19 protein-coding genes are annotated in these 18873 nt (G+C 36.8%); 12 read left to right on the forward strand and 7 right to left on the reverse strand.

Translation table 11 applies throughout. The features are described 5' to 3' along the window. Nucleotides 1–127 precede the first annotated feature (127 nt). Entirely contained in the window at nt 128–1405 is a 1278-nt protein-coding gene (locus ACR9EA_RS03130; protein ID WP_435137398.1) for a replication-associated recombination protein A, read from the reverse strand. Between the two features lie 141 nt (nt 1406–1546). Between ACR9EA_RS03130 and ACR9EA_RS03135 the strand changes: the two genes are divergently transcribed. Further along, nucleotides 1547–2329: a rhomboid family intramembrane serine protease gene (locus ACR9EA_RS03135; RefSeq protein ID WP_435137401.1), complete on the forward strand. Its 783-nt coding sequence runs from the start codon at nt 1547–1549 to the stop codon at nt 2327–2329. Here ACR9EA_RS03135 and rlmB read toward each other — a convergent pair. The 6 genes from rlmB to ACR9EA_RS03165 form a co-directional block, all read right to left on the reverse strand. Further along, nucleotides 2326–3060 (reverse strand): 23S rRNA (guanosine(2251)-2'-O)-methyltransferase RlmB, encoded by a 735-nt coding sequence (rlmB, locus tag ACR9EA_RS03140; RefSeq protein ID WP_435137404.1) that lies wholly within the window; start codon nt 3058–3060, stop codon nt 2326–2328. The genes ACR9EA_RS03135 and rlmB overlap by 4 nt on opposite strands. Before the next feature lie 108 nt (nt 3061–3168). Next, a complete protein-coding gene (locus tag ACR9EA_RS03145; protein WP_435137407.1) occupies nt 3169–4059 on the reverse strand; it encodes a hypothetical protein in 891 nt (296 codons plus the stop codon). 33 nt (nt 4060–4092) lie between these two features. Then, on the reverse strand, nt 4093–4965 hold the full coding sequence (locus ACR9EA_RS03150; protein ID WP_435137410.1) for a hypothetical protein: 873 nt from the start codon (nt 4963–4965) through the stop codon (nt 4093–4095). Between the two features lie 19 nt (nt 4966–4984). Next, entirely contained in the window at nt 4985–6412 is a 1428-nt protein-coding gene (locus ACR9EA_RS03155; RefSeq protein ID WP_435137413.1) for a SusD/RagB family nutrient-binding outer membrane lipoprotein, read from the reverse strand. Between the two features lie 11 nt (nt 6413–6423). Then, nucleotides 6424–9600 (reverse strand): SusC/RagA family TonB-linked outer membrane protein, encoded by a 3177-nt coding sequence (locus ACR9EA_RS03160; protein WP_435137416.1) that lies wholly within the window; start codon nt 9598–9600, stop codon nt 6424–6426. A 119-nt stretch (nt 9601–9719) separates the two neighbouring features. Then, nucleotides 9720–11405 carry a BamA/TamA family outer membrane protein gene (locus ACR9EA_RS03165; protein WP_435137420.1) on the reverse strand — a complete coding sequence of 562 codons (1686 nt, stop codon included), beginning with the start codon at nt 11403–11405 and terminating at the stop codon, nt 9720–9722. 177 nt (nt 11406–11582) lie between these two features. On the opposite strand from ACR9EA_RS03165, the gene rpsL reads away from it, so the two are divergent. The 11 genes from rpsL (at nt 11583) to rpsC (ending at nt 18872) form a co-directional block, all read left to right on the forward strand. Further along, the gene (gene rpsL / locus ACR9EA_RS03170) at nt 11583–11957 is read left to right on the forward strand and encodes a 30S ribosomal protein S12 (protein ID WP_057783973.1); all 375 of its coding nucleotides are present in this window, start codon (nt 11583–11585) and stop codon (nt 11955–11957) included. A gap of 24 nt (nt 11958–11981) precedes the next feature. Then, nucleotides 11982–12458: a 30S ribosomal protein S7 gene (rpsG, locus tag ACR9EA_RS03175; RefSeq protein ID WP_435137423.1), complete on the forward strand. Its 477-nt coding sequence runs from the start codon at nt 11982–11984 to the stop codon at nt 12456–12458. Between the two features lie 3 nt (nt 12459–12461). Then, nucleotides 12462–14588, forward strand: a complete 2127-nt coding sequence (fusA, locus tag ACR9EA_RS03180) for an elongation factor G (protein ID WP_435137426.1) — start codon at nt 12462–12464, stop codon at nt 14586–14588. Nucleotides 14589–14599: 11 nt separating this feature from the next. Continuing rightward, entirely contained in the window at nt 14600–14905 is a 306-nt protein-coding gene (gene rpsJ / locus ACR9EA_RS03185; protein WP_007650482.1) for a 30S ribosomal protein S10, read from the forward strand. A gap of 163 nt (nt 14906–15068) precedes the next feature. Further along, entirely contained in the window at nt 15069–15686 is a 618-nt protein-coding gene (rplC, locus tag ACR9EA_RS03190) for a 50S ribosomal protein L3 (protein WP_435137430.1), read from the forward strand. Continuing rightward, on the forward strand, nt 15686–16315 hold the full coding sequence (gene rplD / locus ACR9EA_RS03195) for a 50S ribosomal protein L4 (protein WP_435137433.1): 630 nt from the start codon (nt 15686–15688) through the stop codon (nt 16313–16315). Before rplC ends, rplD begins: the two co-directional genes overlap by 1 nt. Nucleotides 16316–16322: 7 nt before the next feature. Then, nucleotides 16323–16613 carry a 50S ribosomal protein L23 gene (gene rplW / locus ACR9EA_RS03200; protein WP_435137436.1) on the forward strand — a complete coding sequence of 97 codons (291 nt, stop codon included), beginning with the start codon at nt 16323–16325 and terminating at the stop codon, nt 16611–16613. A gap of 10 nt (nt 16614–16623) precedes the next feature. Then, complete coding sequence (gene rplB / locus ACR9EA_RS03205; protein ID WP_435137439.1) at nt 16624–17451, forward strand: 50S ribosomal protein L2; 828 nt, start codon at nt 16624–16626, stop codon at nt 17449–17451. 3 nt (nt 17452–17454) lie between these two features. Then, nucleotides 17455–17733: a 30S ribosomal protein S19 gene (gene rpsS, locus ACR9EA_RS03210; RefSeq protein ID WP_435137442.1), complete on the forward strand. Its 279-nt coding sequence runs from the start codon at nt 17455–17457 to the stop codon at nt 17731–17733. A 6-nt stretch (nt 17734–17739) separates the two neighbouring features. After that, on the forward strand, nt 17740–18147 hold the full coding sequence (gene rplV, locus ACR9EA_RS03215; RefSeq protein WP_435137445.1) for a 50S ribosomal protein L22: 408 nt from the start codon (nt 17740–17742) through the stop codon (nt 18145–18147). Nucleotides 18148–18155: 8 nt separating this feature from the next. Then, complete coding sequence (gene rpsC / locus ACR9EA_RS03220; protein WP_435137448.1) at nt 18156–18872, forward strand: 30S ribosomal protein S3; 717 nt, start codon at nt 18156–18158, stop codon at nt 18870–18872. The last annotated feature ends 1 nt before the right edge of the window (nt 18873 follow it).

Here is an 18873-nt window from a genome sequence, read left to right on the forward strand (position 1 = left end):
TTGTTGTCGTCATGCTGAACTAGATTCAGCATCTCATGTTGTTTGTAAATTAGCATTTTATTATGAGACCCCGAAACAAGTTCGGGATGACAGTAAATTTATCATTAATAACGGTTATTAATAAGTTTTAGTACCCGTATTTGCCTTTCCAACGTTGTTTTAAAAAATTACGATCAGATTGTTCTCTGGTATTAGCACCAGGCTCGTAGAGCTTGGTGTTTTTTATTTCTTCTGGCAGAAACTCTTGTAGTGCAAAATTGTTCTCGTAGTTGTGGGCGTATTTATAGTCTTCGCCATAGCCCAATTCCTTCATAAGTTTGGTTGGTGCATTACGAATGTGTAAAGGTACCGATAAATCGCCAGTAGCACGTACCAATTGTTGGGCTTTGCCAATGGCTTCGTAAGCCGAATTACTTTTAGGCGAACAGGCTAGGTAAGTGGTGCATTGGCTAAGCGTAATTCTGGATTCTGGATAGCCAATGGCCGATACAGCCTGAAATGTATTATTGGCAATAACCAATGCTGTAGGATTGGCATTTCCTATATCTTCGCTAGCTAAAATTAATAGGCGTCTGGCAATAAATTTTACATCTTCGCCACCTTCAATCATTCTGGCAAGCCAATACACAGCTGCATTGGGGTCGCTACCACGTATGGATTTTATAAATGCTGAAATGATGTCGTAATGTTGTTCGCCTGTTTTGTCGTATCGTGCGGTATTATTCTGAATTTTTTTTAGAACAACATCATCTGTAATAACAATATCGTCAGTTTCAAACGTATTTATAATTAGTTCAAATAGGTTTAGTAACTTTCTGCCATCGCCTCCCGATAGCCGTAGTAAAGCAGCCGTTTCTTTAAGAGTAATATTTTTTTTAGCGAGAAGTTCGTCCGTTACGATTGCACGTTCTAAAAGTTGCTCTAAATCAGATTTTTCGAAGGCTTTTAAAATGTACACTTGGCATCTGGAGAGTAGGGCAGGAATAACTTCAAAACTTGGGTTTTCTGTTGTGGCACCTATAAGGGTTACCCATCCTTTTTCTACAGCTTGCAGCAGCGAATCTTGTTGCGATTTACTAAATCTATGAATTTCATCAATAAATAAAATAGGATGTTTGGTTGTAAATAATCCGCCAGAATTCTTGGCTTTATCTATAACTTCTCGGATATCTTTTACTCCAGAATTTATTGCACTTAAGGTAAAAAACGGACGGCCAGATTGGTGGGCAACAATATTGGCCAATGTAGTTTTTCCCGTGCCAGGAGGTCCCCAAAAAATCATGGAAGAAATCAGGCCTTGTTTTAATTGTAAACGCAAAGGGCCTTCTTGCCCGACAAGATGTGTCTGACTGATATAATCTTCTAATGTCTGTGGTCGTAATCGCTCTGCTAATGGTGCATTCATAATGTAAAATTACTGTATTTTTTGCATCTTATAAAACAATTTGGCACCGAGCAGTGATGTAAAGCGGCAAGCTATTTGTTTTTTAGACTGACATTTTATCATTTAACAGTATATTGGTTTACTATTTGTTTTAATAGACTCATGAACTCTAAATTACATACCGAACCATTTCAATTCTCCAACGCGGTTTTAGCTTATCCATTGGCTTTTGTTTTAGTAATTTGGTATGTGTTTTGGTTCGAAATTGAAACGAATATATCTCTGAACACCCATGGCATATATCCAAGAACATTAAGTGGTTTGCAAGGTGTTATTTTCAGCCCTTTTATTCACTCTAATATCACACATTTGTACCATAATACCATTCCGTTATTCGTGTTAAGTATGGCTTTATTTTATTTTTATAAGCCAATAGCATGGAAAGTACTGGTTTATGGGGTGTTGTTATCTGGTTTTTTAACGTGGTGCATTGGTAGGCCATCATATCATATTGGGGCAAGCGGACTCATTTACGTTCTGGTGAGTTTTATATTTTTTAAAGGTGTATTTGCTAAGCACTATCGTTTAATTGCTTTGTCGTTGTTAGTTGTATTTTTATACGGAAGTATGGTTTGGTATGTTTTTCCTGTTGAAGAAGGTATTTCGTGGGAAGGCCATTTATCTGGTTTAATTACTGGACTTTTATTTGCAGTAATCTTTAAAAAGCAGATTGCAAAACCCGAACAATATGCTTGGGAAAAAGAAGATTATAATGAAGATGATGATGAATTCTTAAGACATTTTGATGCCGATGGTAATTTTATTGAAACTTTACCAGAAAATGTTTTAGAAGAAGAAAACAAAAGCACAACAGATACTTTTGAGGGCATCGCAGGAACACCTAAAATTCATTATGTTTTTAAGGAAAATAAAACGAAAGATTAGATACGTTGTCTTACAGTTTCGTATAAAAAAGCACCACAAGCAACCGATACGTTAAGCGAGCCGATGTCTCCTAGTAAAGGTAGTTTTGCTTTAGCATCTACCAATTTTAAAACCGATGGATTGATACCTTTTCCTTCCGAACCCATTATAATTGCACACGGTTCTTTAAACGAGACGTCGTATATTAAATCGTCTGTTTTTTCTGTGGCTGCAATCACTTTTATGCCCGAGGCTTGCATATAGAATAAGGCATCTTTAATATGGTCTACTTTGCAAATCGGAATTTTAAAGACCGCTCCGGCACTGGTTTTAATGGTGTCGCCGTTAACAGGAGCACCGCCTTTTTTTTGAATAATAATGCCGTGAACACCTGTGCATTCGGCTGTACGTATTATTGCTCCAAAGTTGCGCACATCGCTAAGTTGGTCTAGTAGTAAAAATAAAGGCGTTTGTCCAGATTCTGTAACCTGTAAAACTAACTCTTCTAAATCGTAAAAAGAAATGGGAGCAATTTGGGCAACGACACCCTGATGGTTTTTTTGTGTGAGTTTATTAAGTTTTTCTACAGGAACATAAGACACGTTAAGCCGTTGTTTACGTAAAACAGTTTCTAATTCGTGCGATTGTTCTCCTTTTAACCCCTTTTGAACAAATACTTTATCGATGTTTTCGCCCGACTGAATGGCTTCAATTACGGCACGAATACCAAAAATTTGAGTGTCTTTTTCCATGTTGTAAAAGTACAATTTTAATGTTTGTCATTTTATAAAATTTATGCATAAAAAAACCACCTCGAAAGAGGTGGTTTTTGTTGATATAATTAAAACTTTACTTTTTAATTAGTAAGGTGCAACTGTGTACATATAACCATTTTCTACAGTAACTGTAGCAATTGGGAATGTTCCAGAAGTATCGTCTGTTGTGAAACCGTTGTATACAAGGTTCCCGGCAACATCATCAAAATACTCTTGACCCCAAGATAAAGATAAAGGAACACCAATGGTACCGTTAGCATTTATAATTGCAGCTAATGGGTTCTCGTAAAGATCTACTACGATGTAGTAAAGTCCGTCAGGTAAACCTGATAAGCTTACATGCTCTGGACAAGACCCTGTAGCACCACCGTAAATTCCGGTATCTTGAAGATTTTCATCAAAAATTAAGATGTCAAAATCCATAGTACAGAAATCTAATGTTAATTCTGCACCATCACCAACTTCTCCAGTAAAAGAACCTTCCCATACTAAATCTAAATCTAAATGGTCGTTCACATAATCATCATCAATAGTAATGTTCATTACAAAATCGTTGATGTTAAAGTTCGCTCTAGATCTGGCAGTTAATTCTAAAGTTTCTGTACCTTCAATGTAACCATTGCTGTGAATAGCAATATAACCAGTTGCAGTAGTATTACCTGGTGTGATCATTACATTAGAAACAGCGTAATCGTCGCTATCTGCAGTACCACCAGTTTGTACTAAATCAATAACAGCTGATGCAGTAGTAGCTTCTGCTAAAGTAACTGTAAAAGGTATCATAATATCATCTCCAGAAGCATATGCGTCTGATTCGCTTACAGTAATGTTATTATCAGGAGTAGATACGGTCGCTCCTGTTTTTGTATAGTCTACTATTGACTCTCCAGTGTTTCCAGCATCTTCGTCACAAGATGTGAATACAAAGCCAGATAGAGTTAATAGTAACAAAGTTTTATATATGTTTTTCATCATTTTTTAAGTTAAATATTAATTCTACGGCTAAAATTATTGTCTTACATATTTAGAAGTATATTCAGCAGCTGCCCAAGTAAAGAATGCGTTAGAATGGTTTAATTCTAATACACCTGCTTCTTGGTCCCAAGTACCACCTTCTATACATCCAATACCATAACCACCACCAGCACAATAACCAGGGCCGCCATCTGTACCAGAAGCATCTACAACACCACCACAACCAACGGCAAAGCTTCCGTCGTTTTGAAGACTTGTGTTGCTAGAACAAAATTGTAATAAACCACCGTCTGCTGTAGAAGCATACCATGTTCCGTCTGAATTTTGAGAAATTGTAACGGTTTGTGGGTTGTCACAAACATTGTTTGTCATGGTATAAGTACCGGTTAAGTCGTAAGAACAGTTAATCGTTAAAGAAAAACGCCCCATACTAGCACTGTAAGTGTAAACGGCACCGTCGTTTTTAACAACCTTAACAATAAAAGCAAATACATCACCAATTCTTAAATCTGATGGTTGTACACCTAAACCTTCAACAAACTCGTCTATAGAATTGTAAGTTAAAGTATAAGGTAATGCTGTAGTTTCACCTACTTTAACTTGCTCACCTCCGTTTAAAGCTTTATAAATTTCGATACGGTTTACATTTCCAACATCGAAATTACCAGAAGTTTGCGTTACAACTAAGTTTAAGTAGTCGTCAGAAAAAGTAATTTCTGCATCTGGTAAATCTTTTCCTGCTTCAGGAGAACCCAAAAGGGCTCCTGAAGAGTTTGTTGATACGTTTACAATAATTCCAGCTTCACCTGCCACTGGAGCAACTACATCTACATCGGCATCTGCGTTACAAGCAGTAAAACCAAGGATGCTTAGCATTACTAAAGCTATATATAATAAATTTTTCATAATCTTTGTTGTTTTTAAATTAGTTTACGTCCCACCAAACTTTAGCAGTTAAAGCATCATCAATATTTTGCTCCTCTAAGGCAGCATTTACATTGCTAGCGTTTAACGAAATTTCGTCGTTAGGGTAGGTATATCTTGTAGGAATACTGTTTACACCTGGTTGCGGATCTACAGCTAAAGGTAAATCACCAGGGATATCAGTTCTTCTCCATTCAGCCCAAGTTTCGTAACCTTGCATGAATGTAGAAACCCATAATTGCTCACCAATAGACTGTGGCCCTTGGTAAGAAGGAGTAAAGCTTGTTGCTGATAAACCGTGTTGTGTTAAAGAGCTAGCTACACCAGCACTAAAATAATCTGCAGCAGCACCGCCAATGTAACCACTAGCAGCAGCATCAGCTAACAATAAGTTTACTTGTGCAGCATTAATGATTTGTAAAGGTGCATCAGCAGCCATAAACGCATCTCCAATTTCAGACACAGTACCTGTAGCGTAACCAGCAGAACCTGGGTTAATGTAACCAGCAGGCTTACCGCGGTATTCACCAGAATCGTTAGGGTTAGCATATACGGCTAATCTTGGATCGTTAGCAGTTTTCATAAACTCTACTAAAGCCTCGCCCATACACCATTCGCCTGTTCTACCGTCTAAAACGATGGCATAGAATGGATTGGCATTAGGAGTGGCAATGGTTTCGAAAGATATAAAAGCATTATCGGCATTAGTGGTAATTAAGTTACCAGAATTTACTAAGCTTTGTAATTCTGAAGCACTAAATAAAGAGGTGTCAGAAATTCGCATCATAGCTCTAAATTTAATAGAAGTAGCTAATTTTAACCATTTAGAAGTGTCTCCACCGTACATTAAATCTTGTCCAGCATTTATAGATCCACCAGCTTGGAAGCTAGCAATAGCTTCGTCTAACATGGCAAAAATTTGCGTGTAAACTTGCTCTTGAGAGTCGTAAGTAGCGTTAAAGTTACCTTCTTCACCTTTTATAGCGTCAGACATTGGAATACTACCAAAGGCATCGGTTAAATATTGGTAAGCGATGGCTTGTAAGGTTAAAGCGGCACCTTGCACGGCAGGGTTTTCTGCTTCAACAGCTAAATTATACATTTCGTTAGCATCGGCAATAACAGAGGCATACATAATAGTCCAGAAGTTATTTATAGATCCTAAACGCGGATAATATCTATCGGCATCGTTATAGATAGGCTTAGAGATGTGTTGTGGCCAGTCTGAGGCACATTCTCCAGCAGCGAAATAATTATGTACTTCGTTTACTAAAGTTCTTTCTATGTATCCTAATTGTAAGTCAACAGAAATTTCAGTTGGACTGTTAGGGTCGGTATTGGTTTCTTCAAAATCAGTATCACAAGCTGTGGTAACCACCATTAAACCTGTAATAGCTGCTAGAGACCATGATTTAAATATATTTTTCATTTTCATTTCTATTAAAATTTAACATTAAGGTTAACACCAATTGTACGAGTAGAAGGCGTTTGAGCGTACTCTAAACCTTGTTGTCCTGCGCTAACACCAAATGCAGTTTCTGGATCGATGTGTGGCGCATTTCTGTGTAATATCGCTAAATTTCTAACGTTAACACCTAAATTTACGGCTTGTAAACCTGTGTTCTCGATGAATTTTGTAGGTAAGGAATAGCTTAAAGATAATTCTCTCCATTTTACAAAAGATGCATCGAATACAGATGACTCTGCTACGTTTTGGTTGTAAGCAGACGAGTAGTAGTTTTGAGCACCAACAACAACATCGTTTGGAATGTAACCACCATTACCGTCTGACATTTCACCAACACCAATTACACCAGTTTCTCTACCAACCATAGTTTCTTCAAGAATACCAGCTAAGTTACCCCAGGTAGTAGTTTGCGAGTAAACATCGCCACCTTGTTTAACATCAAATAATGTTCTGAAAGAGAAGTTTTTGTAAGAAGCGTTAATAGCTAAACCACCAACCCAGTCAGGCTGAGAGTTTCCTAATACTTTATAATCACCAATTACTGGTAAACCATTTTGGTAAAGGATAGCTCCGCTAGGTGTACGCTCGAAAGACGGTCCCCAGATTACACCCATTGGCATTCCGTTTCTGGCTTGTGTATTAACATTCCATAAACCACCGTTTTCTAAGTTAATTACACCTTCGCCTTCAATGTTTGTAACTTCGTTTTCGTTTTTCGCGAAGTTAACATCGAAACCTAAGTTGAAACCATCTCCTTGGCTTCTAATAACATCTACACCAAGTACTAATTCAACCCCTGTATTGGTTACTGTAGCAGCGTTTTTCCAAACACTAGTAAAACCAGAAGTAGCAGATACTTGAAGTGGCATAATTACGTCGTTGTTTTCTTTGTCGTAGTATGTAAAGTCTACACGTAATCTGTTAGAGAAGAAACGTGCATCTAAACCGAATTCTAAAGCAGTTTCTGTTTGTGCTGTAATTTCTGGGTTCCATAAGGTATTTGGATAAAGAGCCGTTGGAGAAGAACCATTAAGTGGAGAAGTAGATAATGCATAAGTAGGGATAACACTATAAGGTGCTAAAGGTCCTGCACTACCAGTTTCTGCCCAAGAAGCTCTTAATTTTAAGAAGTTAACAGCATCTGATTGAATGTTTAACATATCGCTAACTACTGCACTTAAAGATACAGATGGGTAGAAAATACTGTTGTTGTCTACTGGTAATACAGAAGCCCAGTCGTTACGACCTGTGAAATCTAAGAATAAGAAATCGCCGTAGCTTAACTGACCAGTACCAAATAAACTGTTGATTTTGTAATCGCTACTAGTATCTGTAATAAGTGGAGCACCAGCAGAGTTAGATAAGTTGAATAAACCGTCTAATACTAAGTTTTCTGCAATACCTTGGAATGCTGTGTATTTGTTTGTCATTAACTGACCACCAACACTAAACGATACTCCGAATTGATCGTTAGAACCGAATTTTTTGTTGTAGCTTAAAATCGCTTGAGAGTTAATCTCGTAACGGTTTCTTTTCGTTAACGAGTAGTAACCATTTCTGAAGTTTACAGTACTCATATTTCTCATTGTCTCTCTAGAGTCATCGAAATAATCGATACCAGTAGTCATGTTTAAAGATAAATCGTCAGAAATTTGGTAACCTAAGTTTGCGGTACCAATCCATCTGTTACGTGTCCATGGGTGTAAGTTTTTATCTAAAGCCCAGTATGGGTTGTTGTTGTAAGACAAGTTCCAGTTTAATGGTGTTAATGTACCATTATCAGTTTCAATTAAAGGTAAGCTTTCCCAATCTCTAAGGCGAGACCAGTCTACCTGTCTTGCACTCCATACTAACTGACCTACTTGGTTATCTACATCGCCATAACCAACAGCGTTTCTTTGTTGAGAAGTCGATTGAATAAATCTACCACTAAAACCAACAGTCCATTTTTCGCCTAATTCATAATTTACGTTACCTGAAATGTTGTATTTTTTAAGGTCTGTGTTGTACACAATACCTTTAGTGTCTACTAAACCTAAAGATAAACGGTAGTTTCCTGTATCTGTACCACCAGAGAACGATACTGTGTTATCTGTAGTTAAACCAGTTTGGTAGAACTCGTCACGTACACTGTTTGGGTTAGATACCCAAGGTTGTGCTTGAGGGTTGTCAGGATTGTCTATAAGAGATGAGAATTGGATAAATTCGTATCCTGAATCTAAAGCAGGACCCCAGCTTTCATCAACACCACCGTCACCACCGTTGGCACCTTGGTCGTATCCAAAACCATCAACGAATTCGAAGTAGCTTGGGTTAAGACCTTGTCCGTAAGAGTTTTGGTATTCTGGGAAAATGTATGGGTTAGAGAAGCTAACAGAACTGTTAATCTCTATACCTAAAGATTTATTTTTCTTACCAGATTTTGTAGTAATTACAATTACACCGTTAGTACCTCTCATCCCGTAAAGAGCCGTTGCAGCACCACCTTTTAAAACGTTAATAGTTTCAACGTCTTGAGGGTTAATATCTGCTAAACCGTTAGGTACATCTGTACCTGAGCTACCACCAGTATATGTGTTGTTATCAATTACAGCACCATCGATTACGATTAATGGTTGCGAATTTCCGTAAATAGTGGAAATACCACGAATTGTAATACGAGATGACGATCCAACATCACCAGAAGATTGTGTAATGTTAACACCTGCAATTTTACCAGATAACGAGTTTGTTACGTTAGTTGTAGGTACATCCGCAATAGCTTCAGATTTAAGTTGTTGAGAAGCGTAACCAATAGCTTTCTCTTCTTTTTTAATACCAAGTGCTGTTACTACAACTTCGTCTAACTCGGCTAAATCTTCAGCCATTGTTAAGTTAATTGTGCTAGAAGCACCAACAGTTACAGTTTGAGTTTTGTAACCAATGAATGAAAAAGATAAAACATCACCAGTATTTGCAGTTAACGAGTAGTTCCCGTCAAAATCTGTTTGTGTACCGTGAGTTGTACCTTGTACAATAATGTTAACCCCAGGAAGAGGTAAGCCCGTCGCATCGGACACAGTTCCTGAAATTGTCTTTTCTTGTGCGAACGTTAGTTGCACAACAAACGCTAGGAATAGCGTTAGAATTCCACTAAACTTTGTTTTCATTTTATATTTTATTTGAATTAGTCTTGGCCAAAAATCATAATAAAAAGTTAATTAAACAATAATTAATGGTTAAAATTTTCATTTCGGTTGAGAATTGTATCGTAAAATGGACTGTTTTTTTAGAAAAAAGAAGTGATGCTTAAGTGTATTTTTGAATTAGAGATATTAAAGGGTTGTTTTTCGGTTTGTCCATTAGCATAATTGAATTTTAATAGCCCTGCTTTTGTTAATATGGCAAAACCGACGCCTAGGCCTAATAATTTTTCTTTTTGGGTAAAAATTTGATTTTCCAGATAGCCAAAATCCGAAATTGTGTGTATGTAAATGGTTGGGTTGAGTTGTAAGCGGTACTCTAAATTTAAGACACCATATAAATTGGCGACTAAGCTGTTTTCTTCAAATCCTCTAATGGAATTAATCCCTCCAAATCTAAAGAGTTCATTATCTAAATAATTGTCCGATAGTAATGCGGCAGCCTCAATTTTAGTGTATATGCTGTTTTTTGCGTTTAAATAAAAACTGTGGTAGGCTTTAGCTGTTAATCGGGTTTGTTTTTGTTTGCTTTGTCTTATGGTACGGTCTCCAAAACCGACTTGCGTGGTAGCGTAAGTTTTTATTGGGAAGAGTTGGGTGTTTACTGTGCGGTTGGTAAAATCGTATTGTGTTTCGAAAAAGGTACTGTTGTAATCGGTTATGGTTGTGTTGTTGGTTGTTAAAAGATTGTTGGACTGCGTGCTGTTTAATCCCAAATACATTTTGTGTTTTGGGTTAAATTGATAGTATAATTTGAGATTTTGATCTGTGGTTGTAAACGACGAATCTTTTTTGAAGATGTTTAATTCTGCTTGTACACCGATAGGGGATTTAAACAAATAAGGGGCGTCTAGTTTTAGGTTGAAATTCCTTTGGTCGTTTTCGTCGCTCCTGTAATTTAGTTTTAACGATTCTCCAAAATTTAAATTGTTTTGCAAAAGCATGTCCAGGTAACCACTAAACTCTAATTTGTTTGTGTTTTCGTTGGTGGTAAATCCTAAATAACCATCAAAACTATTGCTTTTAATTTTTTCTACATATATATATAGTGTTGTAGAGTCTTCTGTAAATAATACTTCTGGATCTCGAATTTGATTGGCGAAAGGGAGTTCGTTTAGGCGTTCCGTTTTTTTTCTGATGGTGTTTAGATTAAAAACTGTGCCTGTTTTAAGTTTTAAATAATGCTTGATAAATTTTTCGGGAAACTTTTCGTAACCTTTAATTATTATGTTATCGATTTGTCTGGGTTTGGAAACAGTTACGGTTTTTAATTGAGCTGTTACAATTTTATTATGAATGCTGATATCCTCTAATTTTAATTTAATAAAGGGATTGCCGTGTTCAGATAATTTTATGTTAAGATGGTTTAAGGACTTTTCTAAATCTTTAAAGGCGACAATAAAATAATCTTCAGTACTATTTGTGCTAATCGATTTTAGAGTTTCTGTATTTAATAAACTGTCGTTGTAAAATATTTTTATGCTATTGTATTGTGTTTTTAATTTGAAGCGTGAGGTAAGTGTAGAATCGTTAATGTGTTGTAATGGCGTTCTGGTGTGTTCAATATAGCCTAAGTAATTAAGTTGCTGCGACAACGTGTCTAAAGCGTGTTGTGCCGATTGCAAGTTCATGTGTTTTTTCGGGTACCAAATAGAATCTAAGCGCTCGGTTTCTGTGTCGGTTTCACCAGCAACATTTAAATACAGGTGTTGCGCATTTGTGTAGTAGCTTAAGCACAAGAGTGTTAAAATTGCGATGTGTTTAAATGGCACTGTGTAATTTCTTTTAGTCAGTGTAAAACTAACGTAAAAAGGATACTATTAATATGAAGTTGTATTAAAAAATGAAATCGGATTGAAAATTAATTGTTTAGGGTTTGAAAAATTAAATTTAATTCATACATTTGCAGCCCTCTAAGAAGAGGTATTTTATAAATATTATAGAAAAATATGCCAACAATTTCACAATTAGTACGAAAAGGAAGAGCCAAAATAACCAAGAAGAGTAAATCGGCTGCTTTAGATTCGTGTCCTCAAAGACGAGGGGTTTGTACGCGTGTTTACACTACTACGCCTAAGAAACCTAACTCTGCAATGCGTAAAGTAGCAAGGGTTAGATTAACAAATGGTAACGAAGTGAACGCTTATATCCCAGGTGAAGGTCACAATTTACAAGAGCACTCGATAGTATTGGTTAGAGGTGGAAGGGTAAAAGATTTACCAGGAGTTAGATATCACATCGTTCGTGGTGCTTTAGACACAGCTGGTGTTGCAGGTAGAACACAACGTAGATCTAAGTATGGTGCAAAACGCCCTAAAAAGTAATTAAAAAACTTTTAAAGAAAAGACATGAGAAAAAGACAAGCGAAAAAGAGACCGCTTTTACCAGATCCGCGATTTAACGATCAGTTAGTAACGCGTTTTGTTAACATGATGATGTGGGATGGTAAGAAGTCTGTGGCGTTTAAAGTATTTTACGATGCGATAGATATCGTAGATCAAAAGAAGACTGACGAAGAAAAAACGGCTTTAGAATTATGGAAAGACGCTTTATCTAATGTGATGCCTCACGTAGAAGTGCGTAGCCGTCGTGTTGGTGGTGCAACATTCCAAATTCCAATGCAAATTCGTCCAGATCGTAAAGTTTCAACTGCAATGAAGTGGTTAATAGGTTATGCTCGTAAAAGAAACGAGAAATCTATGGCTCAACGTTTAGCTTCAGAAATTTTAGCTGCGGCTAAAGAAGAAGGAGCTGCTGTTAAGAAAAGAGTAGATACTCATAAAATGGCAGAAGCAAATAAAGCATTCTCACACTTTAGATTCTAAAACATGGCAAGAGATTTAAATTTAACAAGAAACATAGGAATTGCAGCTCATATTGATGCTGGTAAAACAACAACAACAGAGCGTATTCTTTTTTATACAGGAGTGTCTCATAAAATTGGTGAAGTTCACGATGGAGCTTCTACAATGGACTGGATGGAGCAAGAAGCAGAGCGTGGTATTACCATTACTTCTGCAGCTACAACTTGCGACTGGACATTTCCTAAAGAAAACGGTGTTCCAACCGAGGATGCTAAAGATTACCACTTTAATATTATCGATACTCCTGGTCACGTTGACTTTACAGTAGAGGTAAACCGTTCTTTACGTGTATTAGATGGTTTAGTATTCTTATTTAGTGCTGTAGATGGTGTAGAGCCACAATCTGAAACTAACTGGAGACTTGCAGATAACTATAAAGTACCACGTATTGGGTTCGTAAATAAAATGGACCGTCAAGGGTCTAATTTCTTAGCTGTTTGTCAGCAAGTTAAAGATATGTTGAAATCTAATGCTGTGCCAATCGTTTTAAACATTGGTGACGAAGCTGATTTTAAAGGTATTGTAGACTTAGTTAAAAACAGAGCTATCATTTGGCATGATGATAACTTCGGATCGACTTTCGATGTTGTTGAGATTCCAGAGGATATGAAAGAAGAAGCTCGTAAGTACCGTGCGCTTTTAATTGAAGAAGTTGCCTCTTACGACGAAAACTTATTAGAAAAATTCATGGAAGACGAAGAGTCTATTACAGAAGAAGAAGTGCATGCTGCACTAAGAGCTGCTGTAATGGATATGGCTATCATTCCTATGGTATGTGGTTCTTCGTTTAAAAATAAAGGGGTACAGTTTTTATTAGATGCTGTATGTCGTTATTTACCTTCTCCGTTAGATAGAGATAATATTAAAGGTATTAATCCTGTTACTGAACAGGAGGAATCTCGTAAGCCAAGTGTTGATGCTCCATTCGCTGCATTAGCATTTAAAATTGCTACCGATCCTTTCGTAGGTCGTTTAGCGTTCTTCCGTGCTTACTCAGGTCGTTTAGATGCTGGTTCTTATATCTTGAACAACCGTTCTGGTAAAAAAGAGCGTATTTCTCGTATCTACCAAATGCACTCTAATAAACAAAACGCTATCGAGTTTATCGAAGCTGGAGATATTGGAGCAGCAGTAGGATTTAAAGACATTAAGACTGGTGATACCATGTCTGATGAAAAACACCCTATCGTGTTAGAATCTATGGAATTCCCAGATCCTGTAATCGGTATCGCTGTAGAGCCTAAAACTAAGGCCGATGTAGATAAAATGGGTATGGCTTTAGCTAAATTAGCAGAAGAAGATCCAACATTTACAGCAAGAACAGACGAGGCTTCAGGACAGACTATTATTTCTGGAATGGGAGAGCTTCACTTAGATATTATTGTAGATCGTCTTAAGCGTGAGTTTAAGGTAGAAGTAAACCAAGGTCAGCCACAAGTAGAGTACAAAGAAGCTGTTACTAGCAGAGCTGAGCACAGAGAGGTTTACAAGAAGCAATCTGGTGGTCGTGGTAAATTCGCAGATATCGTATTTACTTTAGAGCCAGCAGAAGAAGGTAAAGATGGTTTAGAATTTGTTTCTGAAATTAAAGGTGGTAACGTTCCTAAAGAATTTATCCCTTCAATTGAAAAAGGATTCAAAGAAGCTATGAAGAATGGTCCTTTAGCAGGATACGAAGTTGATGCTATGAAAGTAACATTAACAGACGGTTCTTACCACGATGTGGATTCGGATCAATTATCATTCGAATTAGCTGCTAAATTAGGATTTAAAGCTGCTGCAAAAGCTGCGAAAGCAGTAATTATGGAGCCAATGATGAAACTAGAGGTAATAACTCCAGAAGAAAACATGGGTGATATTGTAGGAGATTTAAATAGAAGAAGAGGTCAGGTAAGCGATATGAGCGACAGAGCTGGTGCTAAAGTTGTTAAAGCTATTGTACCATTATCAGAAATGTTTGGATATGTAACTACATTAAGAACATTATCTTCTGGTCGTGCAACATCTACAATGGAGTTTTCACACTATGCTGAAACACCTCAAAATATTTCAGAAGAAGTTATTAAAGCAGCTAAAGGTGCTGATGCTTAAATCTTAAGAAAATGAGTCAAAAAATCAGAATAAAATTAAAATCTTACGATCATAACTTAGTAGATAAATCTGCTGATAAGATTGTAAAAACTGTAAAAAGTACAGGTGCTGTAGTAACTGGACCAATTCCATTACCAACACACAAGAAAATTTTCACTGTATTACGTTCTCCACACGTTAACAAAAAGTCTAGAGAGCAATTTCAATTAAGTTCTTATAAAAGATTACTTGATATCTATAGCTCTTCATCAAAGACTATCGATGCTTTAATGAAGCTTGAATTACCAAGCGGTGTTGAAGTAGAAATTAAAGTGTAAGTAGGTACTGCAAGAGCAGCACCATCGAGAACGGAAACAATACGTTTTCTAAACATGTCCTAAGCTGCGAGCGAGGGAAAAACGGTAAAAATACATTCAGGGTTGAACGTGTTTTGACCCTGAATTTTTTTATAAATAAATACTAATAAATAAATTAATAATTATGTCTGGGTTAATTGGAAAAAAAATCGGTATGACCAGCATTTTCGACGAAAATGGAAAAAACATTCCATGTACAGTAATTGAAGCTGGACCATGTATCGTTACCCAAGTCAGAACTGAAGAAGTAGACGGTTATGAAGCGCTACAACTTGGTTTCGATGACGCGACAGAAAAAAGTGCTACTAAAGCAGACTTAGGTCACGCTAAAAAAGCAGGAACTTCTGTAAAACGCAAAATCGCTGAGTTTAAAGGTTTTGATAAGGAGTACAAATTAGGTGATGCTATCACGGTAGAGCACTTTATAGAAGGTGAATTTGTTGATATTGCTGGAACTTCTAAAGGTAAAGGTTTTCAGGGTGTTGTTAAACGTCACGGATTTGGTGGTGTTGGGCAATCAACTCACGGTCAACATAACAGATTAAGAGCTCCTGGTTCTATTGGTGCTGCTTCATATCCTGCAAGAGTATTTAAAGGAATGAAAATGGCCGGAAGAATGGGGAACGATAGAGTAAAAGTGGAAAATTTAAGAGTTTTAAAAGTAGTTGCAGAAAAGAACTTACTTGTTGTTAAAGGTTGTGTACCTGGACATAAAAACTCTTATGTAATCATTGAGAAGTAATGAAAGTAGCAGTTTTAGATATAAACGGAAAAGAAACTGGTAGAAAGGTAGACCTTTCAGATTCAGTTTTCGGTATAGAGCCTAACAATCATGCTGTGTATTTGGATGTTAAACAATATTTAGCAAACCAAAGACAAGGAACTCACAAAGCTAAAGAGCGCGCTGAGATTGCTGGATCTACACGCAAGATTAAAAAGCAAAAAGGAACTGGTACGGCTAGAGCAGGTAGTATTAAGTCTGGAGTATTTAAAGGCGGTGGTCGTATGTTTGGCCCAAGACCAAGAAATTACAGCTTCAAACTTAACAAAAGCTTAAAGCGTTTAGCTCGTAAATCAGCGTTAACAATTAAAGCAAACGAAGCTTCAATAGTAGTTTTAGAAGACTTTAATTTTGAAACGCCAAAGACTAAAAATTTCACTAGTGTATTGAAAGCTTTAGACTTACAAAATAAAAAATCTCTATTTGTGTTGGGTGCATCAAATAATAATGTATATTTGTCATCGCGCAATTTAAAAAGCTCTGAAGTTATAACTAACTCAGAATTAAGCACTTACAAAATTTTAAATGCAAATAAAGTTGTGCTTTTAGAGAGTTCTTTAGAAGAAATTGAAACGAATTTAAGTAAATAAGGAAGCGATGAGTATCTTAATTAAACCTATTATCACCGAAAAAGCGACTACAAATAGTGAGTTAAACAACTGCTATAGCTTTCAGGTTAATACAAAGGCGAACAAGGTAGAAATAAAAAAAGCAGTAGAAGCTGCTTATGGCGTTTCTGTTGAAAAAGTTCGTACTATAAATGTCCGTCCAGATAGAAGAACACGTTTTACAAAAACGGGTATTCAACATGGTAAAACAAATGCTGTAAAAAAAGCAATTGTACAACTGGCGGAAGGTGAAGTGATTGATTTATACAGTAACATGTAATTAGACAAAAATGTCAGTAAGAAAATTAAAACCGATCACACCAGGACAGCGTTTTAGAGTAGTTAATGGATTTGACGCCATTACTACTGATAAGCCGGAGAAAAGTTTATTAGCTCCGAAGAAAAAGTCTGGTGGTAGAAACAGTCAAGGAAAAATGACCATGCGCTATATTGGTGGTGGTCATAAAAAGCGTTATCGTATTATCGATTTTAAAAGAGCTAAGACAGGAATTCCTGCCGAAGTAAAATCGATTCAGTACGATCCAAACAGAACAGCTTTTATCGCATTGTTAAATTATCAAGATGGTGAGAAAGCCTATATTGTTGCTCAAAACGGATTACAAGTTGGACAAACTGTAGTATCTGGGCAAGAAGGTATCGCTCCAGAAATTGGTAACGCAATGCCATTAAGTCAAATTCCATTAGGAACAATTATTTCTTGTGTAGAGTTACGTCCAGGACAAGGAGCTGTAATGGCTCGTAGTGCTGGTGCTTTTGCTCAATTAATGGCAAGAGATGGTAAATTTGCTACTATTAAACTTCCATCTGGTGAAACTAGATTAGTTCTAGCTAACTGTATGGCTACAATAGGGGTAGTATCTAACTCAGACCATCAGTTATTAGTATCAGGTAAAGCTGGTAGAAGCAGATGGTTAGGAAGAAGACCACGTACAAGACCAGTAGTAATGAACCCTGTAGATCACCCAATGGGTGGTGGTGAAGGTCGTGCTTCTGGAGGACACCCACGTTCTAGAAAAGGTTTACCAGCTAAAGGTTACAGAACCCGTTCTAAAACAAAAGCGAGTAATAAGTATATTGTAGAACGTAGAAAGAAATAAGACATGGCAAGATCATTAAAAAAAGGACCTTACGTTCATTATAAATTAGATAAGAGAGTTCAAGAAAATGTTGAAAGCGGAAAGAAAGCAGTAATCAAAACGTGGTCTAGAGCCTCTATGATTACTCCAGATTTCGTTGGACAAACTATAGCAGTACATAACGGACGCCAATTTGTTCCAGTATATGTTACTGAAAACATGGTAGGACATAAATTAGGAGAATTTTCACCAACAAGATCATTTAGAGGTCATGCTGGTGCTAAAAACAAAGGTAAAAAGTAGTAAGCTATGGGAAGTCGTAAAAAACAAATGGCAGACGCTATTAAGGAAGATAAAAAGCAAGTTGCTTTTGCTAAACTTAATAACTGTCCTACGTCACCGAGAAAAATGCGCTTAGTAGCCGATTTAGTAAGAGGCGAACAGGTAGAAAAAGCGCTTAATATTTTAAAATTTAGCCAAAAAGAAGCATCTAACCGTTTAGAGAAATTGTTATTGTCTGCAATTGCAAACTGGCAAGCTAAAAACGAAGATGCAAGTATTGAAGATGCTGAATTAATAGTAAAAGAGATTAGAGTAGATGGCGGATCTATGTTAAAAAGATTACGTCCAGCTCCTCAAGGTCGTGCGCACAGAATTAGAAAACGTTCTAACCATGTAACCATCGTGGTAGGAGCTAACAATAACACACAAGCTTAATTAGAGGTATGGGACAAAAAACAAATCCAATCGGGAATCGCTTAGGAATTATCAGAGGATGGGAATCTAACTGGTATGGAGGAAACGATTATGGCGATAAATTAGCCGAAGACGATAAGATCAGAAAGTACGTTCACGCACGTCTATCTAAAGCTAGTGTTTCTAGAGTAATTATCGAAAGAACTTTAAAGCTTGTAACCGTTACTATCACTACTGCTAGACCTGGTATTATTATCGGTAAAGGTGGCCAAGAGGTAGACAAGTTAAAAGAAGAACTTAAGAAAATTACAGGTAAAGAAGTTCAAATAAATATATTTGAAATTAAAAGACCAGAACTTGATGCATTTTTAGTAGCATCTAGTATTGCAAGACAAATCGAGAACAGAATCTCTTACCGTCGTGCAATCAAAATGGCTATCGCTGCTACAATGCGTATGAATGCAGAAGGAATTAAAGTTCAAATTAGTGGTCGTTTAAACGGTGCCGAAATGGCACGTAGCGAGCACTACAAAGAAGGACGTATTCCATTATCTACATTTAGAGCTGATATTGATTATGCTTTAGTTGAGGCACATACTACTTACGGTAGATTAGGTGTTAAAGTATGGATCATGAAAGGTGAAGTATATGGTAAAAGAGAGCTTTCTCCGCTTGTTGGATTGTCTAAGAAGCAAGGAAAAGGTGGAACACGAGGAGGTAATAGTAAACCACGTCGTAGAAAGTAAT

The organism is Formosa sp. A9 (assembly GCF_051200825.1).
Classification (GTDB): Bacteria; Bacteroidota; Bacteroidia; order Flavobacteriales; family Flavobacteriaceae; genus Formosa.